General features: G+C 45.5%; 18 protein-coding genes. 6 read left to right on the top strand and 12 right to left on the bottom strand.

The features are described 5' to 3' along the window. The first annotated feature begins 46 nt into the window (after positions 1 to 46). Both AQULUS_RS08855 and AQULUS_RS08850 read left to right on the top strand, forming a co-directional pair. On the top strand, positions 47 to 1,597 hold the full coding sequence (locus tag AQULUS_RS08855) for a hypothetical protein (RefSeq protein ID WP_148339806.1): 1,551 nt from the start codon (positions 47 to 49) through the stop codon (positions 1,595 to 1,597). Between the two features lie 121 nt (positions 1,598 to 1,718). After that, positions 1,719 to 2,591 (top strand): hypothetical protein, encoded by an 873-nt coding sequence (locus tag AQULUS_RS08850; RefSeq protein WP_148339805.1) that lies wholly within the window; start codon positions 1,719 to 1,721, stop codon positions 2,589 to 2,591. A gap of 252 nt (positions 2,592 to 2,843) precedes the next feature. Here AQULUS_RS08850 and AQULUS_RS08845 read toward each other — a convergent pair whose 3' ends face one another. From AQULUS_RS08845 to AQULUS_RS08815, 7 genes are all read right to left on the bottom strand, one after another. Further along, positions 2,844 to 4,100: a serine hydrolase domain-containing protein gene (locus AQULUS_RS08845; RefSeq protein WP_148339804.1), complete on the bottom strand. Its 1,257-nt coding sequence runs from the start codon at positions 4,098 to 4,100 to the stop codon at positions 2,844 to 2,846. Between the two features lie 13 nt (positions 4,101 to 4,113). Further along, complete coding sequence (locus AQULUS_RS08840) at positions 4,114 to 5,967, bottom strand: PP2C family serine/threonine-protein phosphatase (RefSeq protein ID WP_148339803.1); 1,854 nt, start codon at positions 5,965 to 5,967, stop codon at positions 4,114 to 4,116. A gap of 124 nt (positions 5,968 to 6,091) precedes the next feature. After that, on the bottom strand, positions 6,092 to 7,006 hold the full coding sequence (locus AQULUS_RS08835; RefSeq protein WP_148339802.1) for a sulfotransferase family 2 domain-containing protein: 915 nt from the start codon (positions 7,004 to 7,006) through the stop codon (positions 6,092 to 6,094). A gap of 39 nt (positions 7,007 to 7,045) precedes the next feature. Next, positions 7,046 to 7,774: an SDR family oxidoreductase gene (locus AQULUS_RS08830; protein ID WP_148339801.1), complete on the bottom strand. Its 729-nt coding sequence runs from the start codon at positions 7,772 to 7,774 to the stop codon at positions 7,046 to 7,048. Then, positions 7,771 to 8,784 carry an NAD-dependent epimerase/dehydratase family protein gene (locus AQULUS_RS08825; protein WP_148339800.1) on the bottom strand — a complete coding sequence of 338 codons (1,014 nt, stop codon included), beginning with the start codon at positions 8,782 to 8,784 and terminating at the stop codon, positions 7,771 to 7,773. The genes AQULUS_RS08830 and AQULUS_RS08825 overlap by 4 nt, the downstream gene beginning before the upstream one ends. A gap of 204 nt (positions 8,785 to 8,988) precedes the next feature. Then, positions 8,989 to 10,113, bottom strand: coding sequence for a DegT/DnrJ/EryC1/StrS family aminotransferase (locus AQULUS_RS08820; protein WP_148339799.1), 1,125 nt, complete (start codon positions 10,111 to 10,113; stop codon positions 8,989 to 8,991). Then, positions 10,070 to 10,489, bottom strand: a complete 420-nt coding sequence (locus AQULUS_RS08815; protein ID WP_148339798.1) for a sugar 3,4-ketoisomerase — start codon at positions 10,487 to 10,489, stop codon at positions 10,070 to 10,072. Before AQULUS_RS08815 ends, AQULUS_RS08820 begins: the two co-directional genes overlap by 44 nt. 231 nt (positions 10,490 to 10,720) lie before the next feature. On the opposite strand from AQULUS_RS08815, the gene AQULUS_RS08810 reads away from it, so the two are divergent. The 4 genes from AQULUS_RS08810 to AQULUS_RS08795 are packed head-to-tail and all read left to right on the top strand — an operon-like array spanning position 10,721 to position 14,071. Then, positions 10,721 to 11,488 (top strand): class I SAM-dependent methyltransferase, encoded by a 768-nt coding sequence (locus tag AQULUS_RS08810; RefSeq protein ID WP_197737308.1) that lies wholly within the window; start codon positions 10,721 to 10,723, stop codon positions 11,486 to 11,488. A gap of 9 nt (positions 11,489 to 11,497) precedes the next feature. Next, complete coding sequence (locus AQULUS_RS08805) at positions 11,498 to 12,202, top strand: acetyltransferase (RefSeq protein ID WP_148339797.1); 705 nt, start codon at positions 11,498 to 11,500, stop codon at positions 12,200 to 12,202. Continuing rightward, on the top strand, positions 12,186 to 13,103 hold the full coding sequence (locus tag AQULUS_RS08800; RefSeq protein ID WP_197737307.1) for a glycoside hydrolase family protein: 918 nt from the start codon (positions 12,186 to 12,188) through the stop codon (positions 13,101 to 13,103). Before AQULUS_RS08805 ends, AQULUS_RS08800 begins: the two co-directional genes overlap by 17 nt. Before the next feature lie 5 nt (positions 13,104 to 13,108). Continuing rightward, entirely contained in the window at positions 13,109 to 14,071 is a 963-nt protein-coding gene (locus AQULUS_RS08795; RefSeq protein ID WP_148339796.1) for a GNAT family N-acetyltransferase, read from the top strand. 47 nt (positions 14,072 to 14,118) lie between these two features. On the opposite strand, the gene AQULUS_RS08790 is transcribed toward AQULUS_RS08795, so the two are convergent. The 5 genes from AQULUS_RS08790 to AQULUS_RS08770 all read right to left on the bottom strand — a co-directional run bounded on the left by AQULUS_RS08790 (position 14,119) and on the right by AQULUS_RS08770 (position 19,935). Beyond that, complete coding sequence (locus AQULUS_RS08790; RefSeq protein WP_172622802.1) at positions 14,119 to 15,465, bottom strand: O-linked N-acetylglucosamine transferase, SPINDLY family protein; 1,347 nt, start codon at positions 15,463 to 15,465, stop codon at positions 14,119 to 14,121. A gap of 253 nt (positions 15,466 to 15,718) precedes the next feature. Then, complete coding sequence (locus AQULUS_RS08785; protein WP_172622801.1) at positions 15,719 to 16,687, bottom strand: NAD-dependent epimerase/dehydratase family protein; 969 nt, start codon at positions 16,685 to 16,687, stop codon at positions 15,719 to 15,721. 12 nt (positions 16,688 to 16,699) lie between these two features. Further along, the gene (locus tag AQULUS_RS08780; protein ID WP_148339788.1) at positions 16,700 to 18,004 is read right to left on the bottom strand and encodes a DegT/DnrJ/EryC1/StrS family aminotransferase; all 1,305 of its coding nucleotides are present in this window, start codon (positions 18,002 to 18,004) and stop codon (positions 16,700 to 16,702) included. A gap of 58 nt (positions 18,005 to 18,062) precedes the next feature. Next, positions 18,063 to 19,163: a GHMP family kinase ATP-binding protein gene (locus AQULUS_RS08775; protein WP_148339786.1), complete on the bottom strand. Its 1,101-nt coding sequence runs from the start codon at positions 19,161 to 19,163 to the stop codon at positions 18,063 to 18,065. Positions 19,164 to 19,179: 16 nt separating this feature from the next. Next, a complete protein-coding gene (locus AQULUS_RS08770) occupies positions 19,180 to 19,935 on the bottom strand; it encodes an ABC transporter ATP-binding protein (RefSeq protein WP_148339784.1) in 756 nt (251 codons plus the stop codon).

Raw genomic sequence — 19,935 nt, 5'->3', positions numbered from 1 at the left:
GAAACGTTAGTATGGTGTGAAAATATCAAAATGAAAGGAGAACAAGATGCGTACAAGACGTGTCTATACCGTGGGTGATGATGCCGGCATGGCAGCCAGTGCTGAAAAGCTGGGTCAGGTATTTTATCCCATGCAACATACTCAGGCCGTCAATGTCAGCCGGGAAAAATGTTTCGATGGTCTGCATGATGATGAGCTGGAATCACTGGTATTTCTGGGCCATGCCAATCTGCACGAATACGGCGATTATGACGCCAAGGGATTCGCGAAACAGCTGGAAAGACAATTCCGGCACATGAAAGATAAAAAACAGCTGGTCAAGCACGTCTATCTGATCGGCTGCGACATGGGGGTGATACAGGAAGACGGCCGGTCGCTTGCGCAATCTATCGCGGACGAGCTTGAGCGCAGCGGGTTTCCGCACGTCCAGGTGCATTCTGTCGCTCAGCCTGAAGGCGCCATAGGCGAATCCATGTATGTGGAGGTGATTACGCGCGCCGGCGTGCTGAGAACGCTGGACCAGGTCAAGGAAGGTTATCTCAACGCCTATCTTTTCAGCCAGCAAGACGGAGATCACTTTTTTGAATTATTGAAAGACAAGCGAAAAAATGCTGCCGCAATCGACAGGTTCAAGGAAGAGCATGCTTTTGTTTTTCTCAAGGCCGCGAATCCGGTTGAAGAATTGAATAAGCCGCATAATATTTTTCTTCCTCGCGAATCGCCGCGTACGCGTTTGCAGCGCATTACTGAAAACCCGCAAACACAAATGTCTGTGGAGCAAATGCGGGCGATTGCATTGCTGCGGGCGCGCCGGGATTATGAGTGTGACAAGAACAAGAAATCGCTGGTCAGGAAACTGGACTTTATTATCACGCAAATCAGCAGGGCGCAGCCTCAGGAATGGCAAGGTTTGCTGAGCCAGTATAAATCGTATCTGGAAATCAAATTCGCCGGGCTTTTGCTTAACAAGAAGAGCAATACTCTCAAGCTGCTCACGCATCTCGGCCTGGGACAGTTTGACCAGGCGCAACACCTTATAGACGGGCAGAAGCTGGACAAGAAACATCAGAAACGTAAGGATAAAACCGAAAAGCAGCACCGGGATGTCACCAGCCATACAAGAAAAAGAGAAGAAGTTTCGCAGCTGCCGCTGCCGGACTCCTCTCCGCGTTTATTTGATCATCGTTCTAAACGCAAGCAGGTGGCAGAGGATGATGCGCCTGTGACGGTAAACGACAACAAGGAATCGTTGAGCGATATGCTGAAAGTCATCAAGGCCAAGGAAAAAATCAACGCGCTGATTATTGACTTGAATGCGGAAATTCTGGAATTAAGCAGCGGATGTTTTTCATTTTTCCACAGTTATGAAATCACCACTAAAACCAAAAAGCGTGATGCCTTGATGAGTTTGACCAATGAAAAAAATTTGAAGGGATTGCAAATGCAGGCATCCACCTACATGTTGTCAGATTCACGCGTCATGCGCAGCATGAAAACCACCCGTACCCGGGATTTGCTGGATACCATAGTCAATCACCCTGAAAAACTGATACAGGAAGCAAGGGAAGATGTCATGAACAGGCATAAGATTAATTAAGGATTTTATCCATCTCATGAGGCGCCAGCCGGGCAGTTAATCCAGCCTTAATCTGATGTGTGTATAATAATCACAATTATAGAAAAATCAGCAAGATAACACAATCAAACGAGGTGGCAACATGTTACGTAAAAAACTGGCGGCAGCGCAATTACAACGTCGTATGCAAGAGCAGGAAATGGCTTTGGCTGGAAAAGGCAATGTAGATGAACCGGCTGCAGAAAATCGTTCACCCAATACGGCGGTATGCCCCGATTCAATTGCGCAAAAGATTGCAGTGGATGCCAAACTGGATGTGGAAAAGCCCAAGCGCGGCGATGACGCAATCATGACGGGCGCCAGCATTGGGGAACATGATTCCGCTTATGATATGTTTCGAACAGAGTTTCATCGTGGTCTGGATTTCGTGTATGGTATGAGCCGGCCGCGCGCGGAGTATATTCGCAAGGCGTTGGGCGGTGAAGCGCTGGCGCTGTCCGGTGTTCCAACCGTGGATATGCAAAACCGTTATATTGTTCCGGAAAACCCGATCGACGCAAAAACAGATTTGTCCATGACCGATGGGAAAGTGAAAGAGTATCATGATTTCCTGAGTACGCACGAAAGTGAAAAATACCGTAGCCTGGCACAATACCGAGAACGTATTGCGTCGAATGACATGAAAGCCAAGCATAAAAGAACAAAATATATCACGCGCTCATGCAAGGCTAAGATTGAAGAAACCGTTTCAAAAGGAAATCAAATCCATTTCGTTCTGGATGACGGCAATCACGGCTGGGAAATGGAGGCTGTGGTCAAGAAGGAAGGCGTCGCGGGCAATCTGATCACGGCCAAAGAATTACGACATGTTTATAAAAACAAGGACAAGGTCATCAATCAGCATTTACTCTCCAGCCATGTGACATTCTGGCGCAAAGGCCAGAAAGTCCAGGCGCCGTGGGTGGAAAATCCCGAACTTTGGGATGGTTTTGTCAGAAAAGGAAGCAAGAAATAATAATCACTTAAGTGTCAGGTTAGATCGGAACTAAAGCAGTTCATGGTTCGAGATGCGGCACTGCGTGCCGCTCCTTACCACGAACGGAAAATACTAAACCCGTTCGCCCTGAGGAGGCACGTAGTGCCGTCTCGAAGGGCCTGTCCTAAGCCTGTCGAAGGGCTGTTCATCTCTCTCATTCCCACACCCTTTTTGTCATTCCCGCGCAAGCGGGAACCCCTGCAATGTCAGGCATATATTCAAGACAGGCGATTAATCCTTGCATTGATACTCAGGATAAGCTGTCATGATCTGCTTGTAAGTCTGAATTAACAGCTTGCCGCCCTGATCATTTTCACTGTTGGTCGAGCTGTTGAAAATCGTGGAGATGATGATGCCGTTGCAGGCTTTATATAAATACAATGCCCGAAAGCCTAGCGTTTGTCCTTCATAAAACCAGTAATGACCATTCACTGTATCCGCATCGAATCCCTGAATGACACCCAGACCAAAACCGCGCGGATCATCTTTTGTGGTTTGTTTGATGGGCTTTCCGGTTTGTGTGGAAACCAGTTCCATTAACTTGGATTTCTGCGTTGCATCCAGAATCGTGTTATCAACAAACAAGGCTTTCACCCATTTGATCACGTCTTCACTGGTGGAGATGAGGCCGCCGGCGGCTCTCGCCCAGGTCATGCTGTTTGCGGTGACATCCTTGCCCACCAGCGCCGGATTATCATATTGATTGTAATTATATCCGTGCGCCAGTCTGCGCTGCTGGTCAGGATCCACTCTGGGAACGGGATAAAAAGTGTGAGAGAGCCCGGCGGGCTTGAACAACTGATTTTCATACATTTGTTTGATAGACATGCCCGCCGCTTTTTCCGCGATCAGACTGGCAAGGATATATCCGGTGTTGGTGTAAAAATACCCGTCTTTCAGAGGCGGATTAAACTGATTTTTCGGGTAGACAAAAGCCAGGAGTTCGGCATCGCTCCATTCGCGTGAGAGATTATTATAAACCGCGGCATTCCATAACGGAGTGTCGGAATAATTGGGCAATCCGCTGGTCATATTTAACATGCTGTGGAGGTTGACGGACGACCATTTGGGATAATCCGGCAGCCATTTTTTGATTGTGTCCTTCAGGCTCAGTTTCCCCGGTTTTTCTAGCTGCAAGACCAGTGCAGCGGTGAACGATTTGGTGATGCTGCCGATTTGAAACAAAGTATCACGGGAAATTTTCGCGCTTCCCGGTTCGTGAGAAACATTGCCGATGAAATAATTCCGGATTTCTGACGGCTTCGTTTTATCCGGCAAATAAATGGACAAGGCAATGCCGGAAAAATATTCGTCCTGTTTGTATTTTTCATAATGAGAAGCCAGAGTCTGGTTGATCTGATCGTCAAATGCCGGCGTGGACGCTCCCGCCAGGCAGCCGGAGGCAAAGAGATAAATCAGGGAAAGATATCCGCACCGCAGAAGTGTGCGCTGCGTGTTTTTTTTCAAGACAAAATGACGGTTGTTCATTTGTCTGGTTCTCCTATGTTTTGAACTCACTCCGTCTGGTTTCAGCGTGTGTGATATTCTGTTGAATTCTTTCGATTGACGCGACGGCTTTTATCAAAGCTTGAGCCAAATCACTCTTGAACAAGCTTTTTCCATGGTCCTGAATGGTTTTATCCTTTGAATGTTGCAGCTGCTCCAGCAAGGTTTTGATGATTTCAGAGGGTTTTTTTTCAGGATAAGTCTTGAAAGCTGAAATCAAGGCGTTCTCAATGGATTTTATCTCTGCTTTGCGCTTTTCATTTCCCTTGTGGGCATCAAATGCGGGATCGAAGCTGGCCGGCATATTCTTATCATATTGTTTGCGTATGGACAGAATAATCGCGCCGACCTTGCATAACGGTTCCAATTCCTGAATGGAGGAAAACATATCCCTTCTGAAGTTTCTGATCTCATCAGCGGAAGCGCCTTGTTTGAACATGGCTTGCGCATCCCGCAGGGAGGATTGCATCATCTCGCGTGCACGGTCAAGCGGTGTCTTGAGAAGATCAAATTCCACACCCGAAAAATATAGCCTGAATGATTTTTCAATCATATTGATGATAGCAGTGCTGGCTTCTTTCATTAAAACCAGTTGTTTCGCCGCGCCAATAACGGCTTTGATTTGTTCATCAGTCATATTGGGCTGACGCGAGCTGATAAACAGCAGCGCAGGCAAGATGTCATCATTAAAAAATTCCAGGATTTCCCGTATGCCATGAATGTCCTTGCCATGCAGCGTTTCCATCCACATGGCTTCCACGGCGTCTTTCATTCCTGGCGCAACGGCCATGATATTGGCTAACCCTATCTGGCTTTTCAGAACGGGTTCATACAGCTGGCTGAGCGCTTCCGATATTTCATCGCCGCCGTGTCCGTCAAAGACGCTCATAAAGACGGGCGTCTTTTTTTCCGGTTTCATTTCCACCGCCATGACGGAAATATTATCCGTGCTTCCCCGGCGCAAGGCTTCTTCCGCCAGTAACTGGGAGAGCAGTATGGCTGAAATACCAGGATTCTTGCTATAAATTGATTCTATGAATTTTTCAATTTCTTCCCTGGACATATTCCAGGCCGGATCCATCAATCCGTCGCAGGCGGTAATGATAAACGCTCTGCCGCCATTGGGAATGGCTATCGTGTCGGCATAAAAATCGGATTCATGCATCAGCCCTTCTTCTTCAAACTGGCGGTCGCCGATGGCGCGCGACACAGACAAGGTGGTACCTGATTTTTTGCTTCGCAGCCGGCCGTTTTCCGGATGATGAATGACTTTGTTTAACTGTGTCAGCGTGACTTTGCCGTTTTTGTCAATGACACAGGCAAACGCGGTGCTGTCGCCGATATTTGCCGTGAATACCTGGTTGCCTTGGACCACGGACGTGCACAGTGTAGAACCTTGATGCAGGCCCAGCTCATTGGCTGTGACCAGTTTTTGAATGATCAGCGGGGTGTTGCATAACACCGCTTCAACATCCTTGGGAGATAGTCCCTGCAATTCGGCAAGTCTGCCGAACGCGACGCGGTCTTCCTGCGTGTTGCGTATGCCCCATAATTCCGTGATGCCTATGCCGGATTCGGAATCCATGGCCAGGTAATCCACTTTTTCCACGGGCGATTTCTGCGACAAAACGGCTGCCTGATCAAAAAGACGTTTTTCTTCCCGTGTCCAGCTGCCATATCGGTCATTCAGTTGCGACACCAATTCACCGGCATCCACTATGGGTTTATTAAGCGCGCGTATTCTTTCCCTGGGATCGGGTATGGGGTTGCCCATGATATCCAGGTATAAGGTCCGGCTTTTACCTTGTTGACTGGACTCTGCTTTTATCTCGTCGCGGGATGATTCCATGAGAAAATCCTGATCAGTGAGATTTTATTATTATAGATAGTATACCTTATTGTCTGGCAGCAAAGAGGTGTAACGAGGTTGAAACCGCTCATTTAAAACACAAAATTGTGTCTTGATCTCGGGTCTAGAGCGAATTTAAAAATGAAAAATCATAGCCTTGCCGGGAATAGACGTTCTTCATGTCATTGCGTTGAGCAATGAATTTGAAACCGTCCCGCTGCCAGTCATTCCAGTTTTCAAAATATTGATCCGGCGTGGCAGCCTGTTGTTTATTGTGGCGGTTTATCCTGTTCTGGCTGAACATTTGTTCCAATTCGGAAGCGCTAAGTTTATGCCGCCAGCCTAACAGCTGGCGCGTAATTTTACCCAGATAATCCATATCGGAGGTGATATCTTCATATTTGATATTGTGAATCTTCTTTTTCTCAGCCAGTCTGGCGTCGCGGGTAATGTCTTCCATGACCAGCAGACAAGCAACGAAATTCTTATTCCGGTTGTTGTTGAAATCAATGGCGTGCCGGCTGGTCAGATAATCAATGATATGATTGCAGCGTGTATTGAAATCCTTTTCCACGAATGGCGCGATGACAGTTTCATCATGTTCATTAGTCCAGCATTTGTAAGTCGAAACTGTTCGTGAAACCGGGTGGCGTACCATGTTCATGAGAGTCAGGTGCCGGCGTGTTTCTTTGGGGCAGGCTGGCAGCAGATCCAGTAGACGGCCGATAGTGAAAGCATGGACATTGCCTATGACGGGCTTGGAGGCGGCTTCTTCCAATTCTTTTAAATAGGCATGGACAGAAAGATCCCAGAAGCGATCATTGGTCGCCTGAATGCGTCTTTGCTCCTGTTCCGGTGTGTGGTCACGTCCATCTGCGGATTCCACCGGATAGGAATAACCATGTGTGCAAAAAATCTTTTGATGTTGGTTTAAGGCGCTGGCCAGCCAGAGTGTGGCGGTTTGTCCGTGCGACGCAATGATGAAATAACGTTTTTTTTGTGTGTAGCGAGCGATAAGTGATTTGACATGATCCATCATGATTTGAATCCATTCATATTATTGAATACGGTTGACCTGTTATCTCGACCCCGTGACCGGCAAGACGGCGCCGCTGACATATGAGGCTTTTTCCGATAGCAGCCAGGCGATCATTTCCGCGACTTCTTCCGGCGAACCCATTCTGCCCATGGGCAGGGTCTTCAGTAAATTGGCAATGCGATCAGGCGGGGAGGCATGATGTATTTCGGTATCAATGACGCCCGGGCTGACGGTGTTGACGCGAATGCCATAAGGCGCGACTTCGCGCGCAAAACCGACGGTGAATGTGTTGATCGCGGCTTTTGACGCGGCATAGTGTGCCAGCTTGTTGCCGCCGAACTTCGCGGCTTCGGATGAAACATTCACAATGGCGCCGCCGTGCGCTTTCATGCGCTTGACCGCTTCGCGGCAGGCAAGAAATGTTCCATAAACATTCGTGGCAAACACGGTGTGCAAACATTCCGCGGTGATATTTTCCACCTCGCAAATGCCGCCGTTGGTTCCCGCATTATTGACCAGTGCGGTGAGCGGCCCCCATTCTTGATCCACGGCGGCGAATAATTGCAGGATATCGGCTTCGCTGCCCATGTCGGCTTTCACGGCAATGGCTTCGCCGTTCTTGTCCCGGATTGACTGGACCAATTCATCCGCCTTGTCTTTTGCACTGTGATAATTCACGCATACAGCATAGCCTTGTTCCGCCAGGTGTCTGGCGGTGGCGGCTCCGATTCCGCGGCTGGCGCCGGTGACTATGGCGATCTTCTTCATGCTCTGGCCTGTTCAGCAGGTAAATGGGCTTTTTCAGTAAAGGCATTGTAACGGTTATCCGCCGCGCTGCGGTTTTGCGCATACCACGCGATGGTTTCCTGTATGCCTTGTTCTATGGAAACTTCCGGCGCGAATCCGTAAGAGTGCGCGCGGGTCATGTCCATCAGGCGTTTGGCGTCGCCTTTAGGCTTGGTAATATCCCAAACCAGTTCAACAGGGCCGCCGGGGATGCTGGCAGCCACGATTTCAGCTATTTGTTTGATGGTCACCCCGGTTCCGCTGCCCAGGTTAATGGGTTCATTAATGCCTTTTTCCACGGCCAGCAGCATGCCGCGGGCCACGTCGCGGGCGTGGATAAAATCGCGTATGGGCGAGCCGTCTCCCCAGACGGTCAACGGTGTTTCACCATCCATGGCGCGTTTGATCAGCGAAGGGATAACCATGGCGTTGGCAGGGTCGAAATTGTCATAAGGGCCGTAAACATTGGCCGGGCGGACGATGGAAATCTTGTCCCAGTTATATTCGATTTTGTAAGCTTCCGCCTGTAATTCTCCCATGCGCTTGGCCCAGCCGGCGAAGCGGTCATTGGGGGAAGGGAACGTCTTCCAGACATCGTCTTCATAAAAGACTTCAGCGGGCGAATAAACTCCCACCGAGCTGGTGAACAGAAAGCGTTCGGCGCCGGCGCGGCGGGCGGCTTCCATCATGTTGATGCTAAAGGTAATAGTCGGTACAAAAAAACTGGCTGGACGCTTCGCGGTCATGGCGGGAGAACCTTTGACGCCCGCGAGCTGAAAAACGATTTCCTGACCCTGGCAGATGTCCAGGCAGTTACTGAATTCACGCAAGTCTGCGCGCTTGAAAACCACGCCTTGCGGAGCGCGGGACGGGTCATCCAGGGAAACAACAGTGACTTTTGCCCCTTGCGCGAGCAGCATTTCAACGAGGGGGCGCCCGATAAGACCCGTGCCGCCAGTGACTAAAACGTTTTTGCCTGTGTAAAAGCTCATGGTTTGATCCTGTGTAATATTTGAACAGTAGCTTGTATATCATGATGACTGAATTGAGGCGCAATCATATCAGGATAGAGTGAATTTTGCGAATAAGTAGGGGGTAGCTATACCAGATATAGTCATTTCAATCTTTCTTAATGTGATTATATGCGGGATTTTGGACTCGATATTAATAAGAAATAAAACACATATGTTGGCAGCTCAAGAATTGAAATTTTTTATAGCTGTGCAAACATATTCGATGGCCTCATTCGTTAGTGTAGGACATATGGGCAGACTTAATATTCGTTCGGTAAGTTTCTGATAGGAAATATAAGCGGATTCATCATATTGAGCGTAATATGCGTTTTGTAAATGATTGGCTTTGGGATAATGAATTAGAGTTTGGATGCCTTTCTCAGAAAGATAGGCTTGTAAAGCATCTCGCTGGTCACATTCTATGACGAACTGGTGCCAGGCATGTGTTGACCATTCAGCCTTGATTGGTAATCGGACTGTTTTACAATTTTTGAGAGAATCCAGGTATAGAGAGGCAATTTCGTTTTTTCTTTGATTCCACTTATCAAGATATTTTAATTTTACACATAATAATGCCGCTTGTATTTCATCCAGCCTGGAATTGACTCCAAGCATGTTATGTTGATATTTAGTGCTTGAGCCATAATTTCTTAACTCCCGGATATGTTTTGCCAAGCCATCATCATTTGTGGTGATTCCGCCTGCATCGCCTAAAGCTCCCAGGTTTTTTCCAGGATAGAAACTGAAACCCGCGGCTATTCCAAGATTACCGGCCCTTTTTTCTTTATATGCTGCACCATGAGCTTGTGCGGCATCTTCAATAATATGAATATTGCGGTTTTTTAACGATGCTGTAATAGCGTTCATGTCCGCGGTGTGGCCGTACAGGTGGACAGCAATAATTGCTTTTGTCTTCGTTGTGATGGCGCTTTCGATCATTGTTGGATCAATTGTATGAAATTTACCTGTCAGTACAGGAACAGGCCGAGCTCCAACATGAGTAACTGCTAGCCATGTAGCGATAAAGGTATGAGCAGGTACGATGACCTCATCACCCGGACCAATATCAAGTGCTTTAAGAATGAGTACTAGTGCATCCAGGCCGTTGCCTACACCAATGCAATGTTTCGTTCCGCAATAATTGGCAAATTCATTTTCAAATTTTTTGAGTTCTTTGCCTAGAATGAACCAGCCTGATCTCAATACTGTCGCAAAAGCACTTTCCAGTTCATTTGTGATTATCTGGTGTTGTAATTGCAGATCATTAAACGGGATGGTTTGCGTTAAAGGCCTTGAGGTAGCTTTCATAGTCACGGTAATAATCACTCTCGTCATAATGTTGGGAAGCAAGTACGAAGCATACGGCGCCTGCAGAAAAATTATCAACCTCGCGCCATACCATATTGGGGAGGTAGAGGCCGATATAGGGACGGTTCAGATGGTATCGATAACTTTCATTGCCGTCTTTAACCACCACATCGAAACTACCGCTGATAGCCAGTACAATTTGTTCCAATGCCTTATGTGCATGGCCTGCTCGAGCAGCTCCGCTGGGGACATCATATAGGTAGTAAGCGCGTTTAATGGAGAAAGGGATATCTTTCCCGGCCTCGATGGGTGTCAAGCTGCCGCGAGGGTCTTCAATTTTATTGAAGTGAATGAGCTTGCAGTTTTTGATGGTCATATCTTGCCCTGAAACATTCTAATTTATAAATAAATTTATTTAAAAAGCAAGTGATTGTTGAATTATTGCGCAAAAGAGTTACAATAATGCCAAAACTGCGATTATACATTATGTTATTATTTGAAATAACAAAATAGTGAGACGAAATGGAAATATGCGTTTTATGAGGCAGGCTGAAATTTTGGCTGACTTATGTGATGAGTGGCTATCATATTAACCAGTGAGAATGGCATGAGTGATAATATTGTATTTGAGTATGACCGTTTTAAAAATTTAACATATTCTGATTTTAAAAGATTGGCAACAAATAATTCGTTGTCATGTTATGAAAAAATTGGCTTCCCCAGTGTATATCGACAGGGAAAAGAAGAGGCAATTTTTACGGATATACTTAGAAAGCTTTCCAATTTAAATGATGCTAATAAAATGATTTTAGATATTGGTGCTGGTTGTAGTCAATTACCATTGATTCTTTCTGATTTTTGTCGCAATAAAAACCATAAATTATATTTTATAGATTCTTGCGAAATGTTAACTCACTTGCCAAGTGATTCATTTATTACCAAATTAGAAGGCCCATTTCCTGAGATGTGCAAGGATTTTATATTAAGCTTCCACCAGAAATTCGATGTAATAATTTCATATAGTGTTTTGCAATATGTATTTACTGAGGCAAATATTTTCGATTTTATTGACGTAGCACTTGGACTGCTAATGCCCGGCGGCCAATTTTTGATAGGAGATATTCCAAATGCATCGAAGAGGAGGCGATTTCTTAGTACAGAAAGAGGTGTTCAGTATCACAAAGAGTATTATAATCCAAGTACTGTGCCTGAAGTAAATCACATGCAATTAGACTTAAAACAAATTGATGATGGCGTTTTGTTGGGTTTATTAATGCGCTATCGAAATGCTGGATATGACACCTATTTGATTCCACAGGATGCTGCTTTACCTATGTCAAACCGTCGTGAAGATTTACTAATAATTAAGCCATAGAAGGCGTGCATGAATAAGCAATGTAAACTAATAATTGTTGGCGATAGCTCATTTGCGCAAATTGCATATGAGTATTTTACACATGATTCTAATTATAGCGTTGTTGCATTTTCCGTAGAAAAAAAATATTTAAATCAGAAAGAATTATTTGGATTGCCAGTTGTGCCTTTTGAAAATTTACCTGATTTGTATAATCCAAATGAACATGCGGTTTATGTTGCTGTGGTTTATGCGCAATTGAATCGTCTGCGTTCTCGATTGTATGCGCGAGTCAAAAAATATGGCTATGAAATTGCATCTTATATAAGTTCGAAAGCATTTGTATGGCCTAATGTTAGATTGGGCGAACACTGTTTTATTTTTGAAAATAACGTCATACAACCGTTTGTATCTATTGGAAATAATAATGTGTTTTGGAGTGGAAATCACATTGGCCATCATACGACTATTGGTGATAACTGCTTCGTTGCTTCGCATGTAGTGATTTCAGGCCACTGTAAGGTTGGAAATAATTGTTTCTTTGGTGTAAATAGTACTGTTTCTAATAATATTTCAATTTCTGATGATTCTGTTGTTGGAGCATCAGCAGTGGTGATGCGTGATATTTTGGAGCCTGGCTGCGTATATAAGGGAGTGGTTTCAAAGTCTGCACTTGTAAGTAGCTATAAAATATTTGACATTGAAAATGTAGATTTGAATGATGAAGTGGATTAAACAAGGGCTAATATACTTTCCCAATGGCAATCTTTCTTGGGCTAGGTCGCATGCTATGATTCCTACACCCGAAATCATTGATCATAAAATTCGGATCTATCTAAGTTGTTGTGATGAAAATGGAGTTGGTAGAACTGGATATATAATTGTATCAGCTGAAAATCCTAAAGAAATTTTGGAAATTGGTGAGTCGCCATTGGTTGATGTTGGTATGCCAGGTTCATTTGATGATAATGGTGCAATTTGTACTAGTATAGTTACGCTATCTAACGAAACAAAATATTTGTATTATGTTGGGTTTGAGTTATGCACTAAAATACGTTACCGGTTGCTAACAGGTTTGGCAGTTAGCGATAACAATGGGCTCTCATTCAGAAAATTTAAAAGTACCCCTGTGTTAGAGAGAAGTAATAGTGAGTTGTTTTTTCGTTGCGGACCATGCGTTTTGCAAGATGAAGGAAAATTTAAGTGTTGGTATGTGGCGGGCCGTGAGTGGCTACAATTAGAGAATAAAATGGTTCCTAAATACTCTATACATTACCTTGAATCTATTGATGGCATCGCTTGGGGAGACTGTGGTTTCGAATGTTTACCGATTTCGCGAGAAAATGAATATGGATTTGGTAGGCCATATGTGATCAAGAGAGATGGAATATTTAAGATGTTTTATTCAATCAGAATCAAGGGGAAAGGATATAGGCTTGGTTATGCTGAATCATTGGATGGCACGCATTGGCAGCGAAAGGATGATGAGCTAAATCTAGATGTTTCATCATATGGGTGGGATAGTGAGATGATTTGTTATTCATCTGTGATCGATTACGAAAATAAAACGTATTTATTTTATAACGGGAATGATTTTGGGCGAACAGGGTTGGGTTATGCATTATTAGGAGATTAATAAGAATGTATTTTGTTCGCTATACAAGAGATTATCTGGAATTATGGAATGATTTTGTTAGAGTAAGTAAAAATGGAACATTTTTGTTGATGCGAGAATATATGGAATATCATAATGATCGCTATGAAGATAACTCTTTTTTAATCTTTGATGACAATAAAAATGATATCTTAGCATTGTTTCCAGCTAATCGAAGAGATGAGAAATTAATATCTCACGAGGGGTTAACATATGGTGGTTTCATTGTAAGTGCTGATATGACTCAATCACTGATGAATAGAATATTTGTTATGTTATTCCAGGCCATGCAGAATCAGAATTTTAAATATTTACAATATAAAACTATCCCGAGTATTTATCATAAGTGTCCTTCTGAAGAAGATCATTATTCTTTATTTGCGTATGGGGCAAATTTATACAGAAGAGATATTTTAACTGTAATTGATTCAAAAAACCCTATACCATTTCAAAACAGAAGAATTAGACAGGTAAAAAAAGCCAAAATGCATAATGTATGTGCTTACGAAATTAATGATTATGAGGCGTTTTGGAATATATTAGAGGCTAACTTGGCTGCAAAGTATAAAGTAAAACCTGTGCATAGTATAGATGAAATAAAATTATTATCTTCTCGATTCCCTTCTCATTTGAGACTTTTTGGGGCATACGAAGAAAATAAATTATTGGCGGGGGTGTTGGTTTACGAAACTGATATGGTAGCTCATTTCCAATATATTGCATCTAGCGATTGTGGGAGAAAAATAGGTGCACTTGATTTTTTATTTTCCTATTTGATTGGACATGTATATAGTTGTAAGCGCTATATAGATTTCGGAATTTCTAATGAAAATAATGGCCAATATCTCAATTTAGGACTTATTGAATTTAAAGAAGGCTTTGGTGGGAGGAGCATTAAGCATGATTTTTATGAGCTTGATGTATCCAAGATGCATGTTGGTAGTGCTTAAATTAAATGACTGCGTCGTGCCAAATTGTCTTTGACATTAAATTTAAGTCACATAGAAGTTTTTACAGACTCTATATAAGTATTCCACATATCTGTATATGCTTCTTCAAGTTCATTAATAAATCGTTTCATGTCTCCTCGTGGCGAATTAGCTAAGCTGCTTCTAAGTGTGCGTCTATAATCTGCAAGTTTATTCTTGTCATTTGCCAGATTAACTGCTTTATTTACAAATTCTTCAGATGACTGGGCAATAAATTCATCATGGCCAATATTGTGCATGTTGTTATAACCATGCCAAGAACAGAATCTCTCTCCAACGAGAGTAATTACTGGAACACCTTGTATAATTGATTCTATAGGTGTTGTACCGCCACCAAATGGATAAGTATCAAGAGTAATATCAAGCTTTGAATAGCAGTTTAATAGTGTCTCATAGTCGGAGCCCCCTTCTAGAATTATGCGGTGTGAGTCGATTCCGGAGTTTATAAAGTGATTCATGAAAACACTGCGAACAACCTCACAATCCAAAGCATTCGCTTTCATGTAAAATCTACTATTGCTGACTTTCTTTAGAACTTCGCACCACAACTGTATTTGTTTGTGCGAGACTTTGTGTGCTTGTCCAAAACTGCCAAAAGTGATATATCCGTTTTTTAAAAAAGGAGGGGGTGACACGGGCGGAAAATGATCAGATATGGGTGTGGCAATGATGATCCCTTTTTTGTGATATATTGTTTCTGAATAGTAAGGCTGTAAATTATCTATTCCAACTTCTTCACCTACTAATATGTAATCAATCTCTGGAACGCCGCTAGTGCTTGAGTAATTATAGTAGCTTATTTGTATTGGGGCAGGCTTCCTGGTTAATGCTCTATATCGATTTGTTGCACAATGTCCATTGAGTTCCAGTAAGATGTCGATTTGATCACTGCGAATAAGGTCACAAAAATCATCATCATTTAGATGTTGCGTGTCTCTCCAGTGTTCGGCATATTTTCGTATATTATCTGGCGTTTGTGATGCATCCTGATCAGAATACATGAATATTTCAACTTTATTTCTATTATGTGATTTTAAAATTGGAAGAAGTAAGGTTGAGGAGGTTGAATTTGTAACGAAATGACAAGTATAACCAATTTTTAATTTTCTGTCTGAGGTGAGAGCGTTTGGGTAATCCATATATTTTGGGGTTCGAACAAGAGTTTTCCCCCATTTTGTGTGCGCATCAAAAATGTATTTGTGATCGAAAATATCTGGCGACGTGTACATCAATGTTTGTAGATAGATGTGTAAATTGGGATCATTTTTCTCGAATGTCAGATATGCCTCATAAGCATATGCGGCCAAGTCAGGCAGTCCGCATTGACTAAAGAAGTTTGCAAGTTTTAGCGTCATTTCCTTTTCGTTATGTGATGAGGAAATTATTATATTGTAAACGTGTAAATATCCACTTTTTCCTAGTATATGTTTTAGATGTTTTTTGTTGCACTTTAGCCAATCCGGTAGAAATGGTTTTACTAGTCCAAGGCTATGTATGAACCAGAATCTTTTGGATAACGCATTTATATAAGCTCTTGGCTGAATATATTTTATATATTCGTTCGTCATCTCTGTGTCCATAATCGTAATATGATGATTCCCATTCCCCCTACGCCGCCTCAACTTCCTTCTTGCCCACATTCTCCTGCCACCAGGCCAGCGTTCTCTTGATTCCTTCATCCAGATCCACCCGGGGTTCCCAGCCCAGTTCTTGCTTGGCCAGGGAGCAGTCCAGAAACAAACTGGTTTTGATGGTTGGCTGCGACAAATCATGTTCTATCGTGAGGGCTTTGCCGGAGTGGGCGACGATTTTCTGCACCAGTTGCCTGATGGGTATGGCCTGGCCCAGTCCGCAGTTATACAAGCGGTATTTTTCCGGTTGTTTCGTCATGGCCAGTTCGACAAAACTCACCAGGTCATCGGCGTAAAGCAAGTCGCGTTCTTCTTCGCCCGTGCCCCAGACGGTGATCTTGTCTTTCGCGGTCATGACTTTGGTGATGGTTGCGCCAAACACATGGCTGCGTTCCAGGTCGAATTTGTCATGGGCGCCGTAAATATTGGAATGGCGTATCGCCGTGAATTTCATGTCGGAAATGCCGGCGTAGAATTCGCACATTTTTTCAATGTACAGTTTGGTGTTGCCCACGCCGAAATACCGTGGATGCAAGGGTTTGTTGGCGTCAAAATCGCTTTCTTTCAGCGCGGTTTCGCTGGACTGGTACATGACCGTGCAGCTGAAAAAGACCACGTGTTTGACCTGGTGTTCGAACGCGGCGCGGAAGAGCAGAGAATTCATCACGGCATTGTCCGTCACGTGTATGTAGGGGCGCGTCACAATGTCCTTGGATCCGGACGTGGTGGCGGCGGCCTGGATGATCACGTCCACGCCCTTGATCACGCGCTCGATGTCTTCCGGTTTGCGCAAGTCAGCATGGTGCCAGATCACGTTGGGGCAGTGATATTGCGGCCGCTGGAAGCGCACCGCATGGATTTCAAGATCAGCGCGCCGGCTGAGTTGTTCGGTCAGATTGCGTCCGATAAAACCGGTCGCGCCGCAAATCAATACTTTGGTCTTCATGGTCATGGTCTCTTATGCTGTCTTCTGGATCTGGCCGTTCAGGAAGGCTTCCACAAACGCGTCTATGGTATCCACCACATATTGCCGCGCGCGTTCGTCAACCGCGTGATGGCAGGCAAAGGCAAAGCCTTTCTTCATGATGGTGTCCGCGCTGGACAAATCGCCTGCGACGCGGTGTTCATACATGTTGAACGCAGGGTGGCGCGCCATATTGCCGGCGATGATGGGCCGCGTTTCAATGTGGTGCTGCTGCATGTAAGCGGTAATGTCTTTCACGCTGAACGGTGTGCCGTCCTTGAGAATGACGGGGAAGCCGAACCAGACATGTTTGCCTTTGGGTGTTTCCTGCTGGAAGTGGAAGAATTCCGCGTGTCTGGACAAGTGCCTGGCGTAAAAATCGGCGGTTTCCCGGCGCTTGTCTATCAAGCCGTCCAGCTTGGGTAATTGTAACTGCCCCATTGCCGCGTTGACTTCGGTGGGGCGCAGGTTATATCCCAGGTTGATGAAGATGAAACGCGGGTCTATATCGGGATAAAGATTGACATATTTCTGGTGTTCGTCGGCTTCACGCGACCAGCCGTGCGCGCGCAGTATGCGCATGGTTTCAGTGAAATTGAAATCGTTGGTGACCGAGATGCCGCCTTCCATGGTGCTGATGTGATGCGAGAAAAAGAAACTGAAATTGCCGACCAGGCCGAAACTTCCTACCGGCTTGCCGTCGTAAGCGGCGCCCATGGCTTCGCAGCAATCTTCAATGACAAACAGATTATGCTTTTTCGCCAGCGCCATGACGGCATCCATGTTGCAGGGATTGCCGTAAACATGCACCAGTTTGATGGCGCGGGTTCTGGGGCCGATGGCGCGTTCCAGTTTTTCGAGATCCAGGTTGAAATCATTGAGATCGCAATCCACCAGTACCGGCACGAGATTGTGCTGTATGATGGGCCAGATCGTGGTGGACCAGGAGAGGGCGGGCACAATCACTTCATCGCCCGGTTTCAGATGGTCTGGTGTGAACGGATTGGCGAGCGCGGCAACCGCCAGCAGGTTTGCGGAAGATCCGGAGTTGGACATGACGCTGTATTGGGTGCCGTTATAGGCCGCGTACTGGTTTTCAAAGGCGCGGACTTTTTTCCCCATGGTGGTGAACGTGGATAACATGGTTTCTAGCGCCGCGAAAATTTCTTCACTGCCGGAGGTGGGTTCGTGCAGCCGCACCACCGGTTTTTCCGGGTTGAAGGAAAAATCAAAATACGTGTCGCAATATTCCCGGATATTATCGTGCAAGTTGTTCAATAATGCCTGTTTGTTATTCATGGTCTATTCTCCGCCTCAATGTCTGACAAGGTGTTAGCTGTAAAAAATGTCTGGTTTATTACTCAACCGCCAGCAAACGCGTTAACCGTTCACGGGTCAGCGGGACTTCGTCTTCCAGGTCCTGGTTGCGCAAATGCCGGTAATCGCGGCGGGTCATGGCCATCTGGCTGTAGTGCGAATCATCATAAAAGATGATTTGCGATCCGCTGGATTCAAATTCAAACGGCACCAGTAATAATTCTTCCAAAGCGTCGCAGACGTCCAGCTTTCGTTCCGGGTCCACAAAAAACAGCATGAAGCCACCGCCGCCCGCGCCCAGCAGTTTGCCGCCAACGGCGCCGGCTGCGCGCGCCTTGGCATAGATTTCATCCACGTAGGCGGGCGCGATTTTGCTGCTGAGCTGCCGCTTCAACATCCAGGCTTCATGCAGCAATTCGCCAAAGCGGTTAATGTCTCCGCCGTCGCAGAGGATTTTTTCCGCGTCATCCACCATTTGGCGCATGGCGTGCAATTCATCGCTTTTATTCGGGATGGATTTGATCTTGTCCGCGGCAATGTCGGAAGCCGTGCGTGATACGCCCGTGAAGAACAGCAGCAGATGGTCTTGCAATTCCTGCGCGCGGCCGTAAGGCAAGATCAGCGGTGTCACTTCAAAATCTCCGCTGGGATGCACCAGGATTTTATTGAGGCCGCCGTAAGCGGTGGCAATCTGGTCTTGCACGCCGACGTTTTCTTTCAGGATATCGCGCTCGATATGAATGGCTTCGCATGCCAGTTCGCGTTTGCTGGACATCATGCCGCGCAAGCCGTACACGGCATGCAGCAAGCCGACCGTGAACGCGGAGCTGGAGCCCAGGCCTGAGCGCGCGGGCAAATCCCCTTGATGGTTGACTTCAATTCCCTGGTTGAACTGCAGGTATTCAAGCACGGCGTTTACAGCGGGGTGCTGGATATCCGCATGCCGCGCGACTTCTTCGATTTTCGACCAGACGATGCGCGATTTATGCTTGAAAAACGGCGCGAGGTTACGGCAATGCAAATAACAGTAATGGTTGATGGTGGTGGAGAGAACAGCCGAGCCGTGTTTTTGATACCAGGTATGATAATCCGTACCTCCGCCAAAAAATGAAATGCGATAAGGGGTGCGGCTGATTATCATCCTGATTGTCTCCTTGTTATTGAGTCGGTTTCTTCATGTGATAAATTGCCAGGGCTTGATCCACCGGACCAAAGAATTTGATTTGTCCATTTTCAAGCAGCAAGGCCTTGTTGCAAAACTCCCGTATCAAGGCGTCGGAATGGGTGGCCATGACGACAATACTGGACTGGTCCAGCAGGGAAATCATTTTTTGTCTGGCCCGATCCATGAAATCGGAATCGCCGGCGCCAAATACTTCATCAATGAGCAGGATTTCGGGTTTGATGCTGGTTGATATGGCGAAAGCCAGGCGGATTTTCATGCCGGATGAATAAGTGCGCACCGGCATGGAGAGGTAATCTCCCAATCCGGTCAGTTCGGCGATTTCATGGACTTGTCTTTTGATTTCCTTGCGCGTCAGCCCAAGCAGCACGCCGCGGGTGTAGATATTTTCATAGCCGGTGAATTCCGCTTCCACGCCCATGACAAAATCCAGCATGGGAGAAACATGACCGTCGATGCGGAGATCGCCGCGGGATGGTTCGTATATCTTGGCAAGCAGCCGCAGTAATGTGCTTTTGCCGGAGCCGTTATGTCCGATCAAGCCTATGCGTTCACCGTGATGAAAAGAGAGGGTAATATCATTTAATGCCTTGACCAGCACATGCTCATTGGCGTCTTTTACAATACTGCCGCCGGTCGCGAGTTTCAGGAATTGTTTTTTCAGCGAGCGTGAACTGAGATTGAAGATGGGAAATTCAACGAACACCGAGCGCAAATCAATCTGTGCCAT

Source organism: Aquicella siphonis (genome assembly GCF_902459485.1).
Classification (GTDB): domain Bacteria; phylum Pseudomonadota; class Gammaproteobacteria; order DSM-16500; family DSM-16500; genus Aquicella; species Aquicella siphonis.
Note: the sequence above shows the minus strand (reverse complement) of the source record. Positions and strands in the feature narration are given on the sequence as shown.

What these genes read in the sequence shown, in the direction of transcription:
- AQULUS_RS08855 (WP_148339806.1), top strand. Translation starts at nt 47, where the DNA reads ATGCGTACAAGACGTGTCTATACCGTGGGTGATGATGCCGGCATGGCA.
- AQULUS_RS08850 (WP_148339805.1), top strand. Translation starts at nt 1,719, where the DNA reads ATGTTACGTAAAAAACTGGCGGCAGCGCAATTACAACGTCGTATGCAA.
- AQULUS_RS08845 (WP_148339804.1), bottom strand. Translation starts at nt 4,100, where the DNA reads ATGAACAACCGTCATTTTGTCTTGAAAAAAAACACGCAGCGCACACTT.
- AQULUS_RS08840 (WP_148339803.1), bottom strand. Translation starts at nt 5,967, where the DNA reads ATGGAATCATCCCGCGACGAGATAAAAGCAGAGTCCAGTCAACAAGGT.
- AQULUS_RS08835 (WP_148339802.1), bottom strand. Translation starts at nt 7,006, where the DNA reads ATGATGGATCATGTCAAATCACTTATCGCTCGCTACACACAAAAAAAA.
- AQULUS_RS08830 (WP_148339801.1), bottom strand. Translation starts at nt 7,774, where the DNA reads ATGAAGAAGATCGCCATAGTCACCGGCGCCAGCCGCGGAATCGGAGCC.
- AQULUS_RS08825 (WP_148339800.1), bottom strand. Translation starts at nt 8,784, where the DNA reads ATGAGCTTTTACACAGGCAAAAACGTTTTAGTCACTGGCGGCACGGGT.
- AQULUS_RS08820 (WP_148339799.1), bottom strand. Translation starts at nt 10,113, where the DNA reads ATGAAAGCTACCTCAAGGCCTTTAACGCAAACCATCCCGTTTAATGAT.
- AQULUS_RS08815 (WP_148339798.1), bottom strand. Translation starts at nt 10,489, where the DNA reads ATGACCATCAAAAACTGCAAGCTCATTCACTTCAATAAAATTGAAGAC.
- AQULUS_RS08810 (WP_197737308.1), top strand. Translation starts at nt 10,721, where the DNA reads ATGAGTGATAATATTGTATTTGAGTATGACCGTTTTAAAAATTTAACA.
- AQULUS_RS08805 (WP_148339797.1), top strand. Translation starts at nt 11,498, where the DNA reads ATGAATAAGCAATGTAAACTAATAATTGTTGGCGATAGCTCATTTGCG.
- AQULUS_RS08800 (WP_197737307.1), top strand. Translation starts at nt 12,186, where the DNA reads ATGATGAAGTGGATTAAACAAGGGCTAATATACTTTCCCAATGGCAAT.
- AQULUS_RS08795 (WP_148339796.1), top strand. Translation starts at nt 13,109, where the DNA reads ATGTATTTTGTTCGCTATACAAGAGATTATCTGGAATTATGGAATGAT.
- AQULUS_RS08790 (WP_172622802.1), bottom strand. Translation starts at nt 15,465, where the DNA reads ATGACGCTAAAACTTGCAAACTTCTTTAGTCAATGCGGACTGCCTGAC.
- AQULUS_RS08785 (WP_172622801.1), bottom strand. Translation starts at nt 16,687, where the DNA reads ATGAAGACCAAAGTATTGATTTGCGGCGCGACCGGTTTTATCGGACGC.
- AQULUS_RS08780 (WP_148339788.1), bottom strand. Translation starts at nt 18,004, where the DNA reads ATGAATAACAAACAGGCATTATTGAACAACTTGCACGATAATATCCGG.
- AQULUS_RS08775 (WP_148339786.1), bottom strand. Translation starts at nt 19,163, where the DNA reads ATGATAATCAGCCGCACCCCTTATCGCATTTCATTTTTTGGCGGAGGT.
- AQULUS_RS08770 (WP_148339784.1), bottom strand. Translation starts at nt 19,935, where the DNA reads ATGGCACAGATTGATTTGCGCTCGGTGTTCGTTGAATTTCCCATCTTC.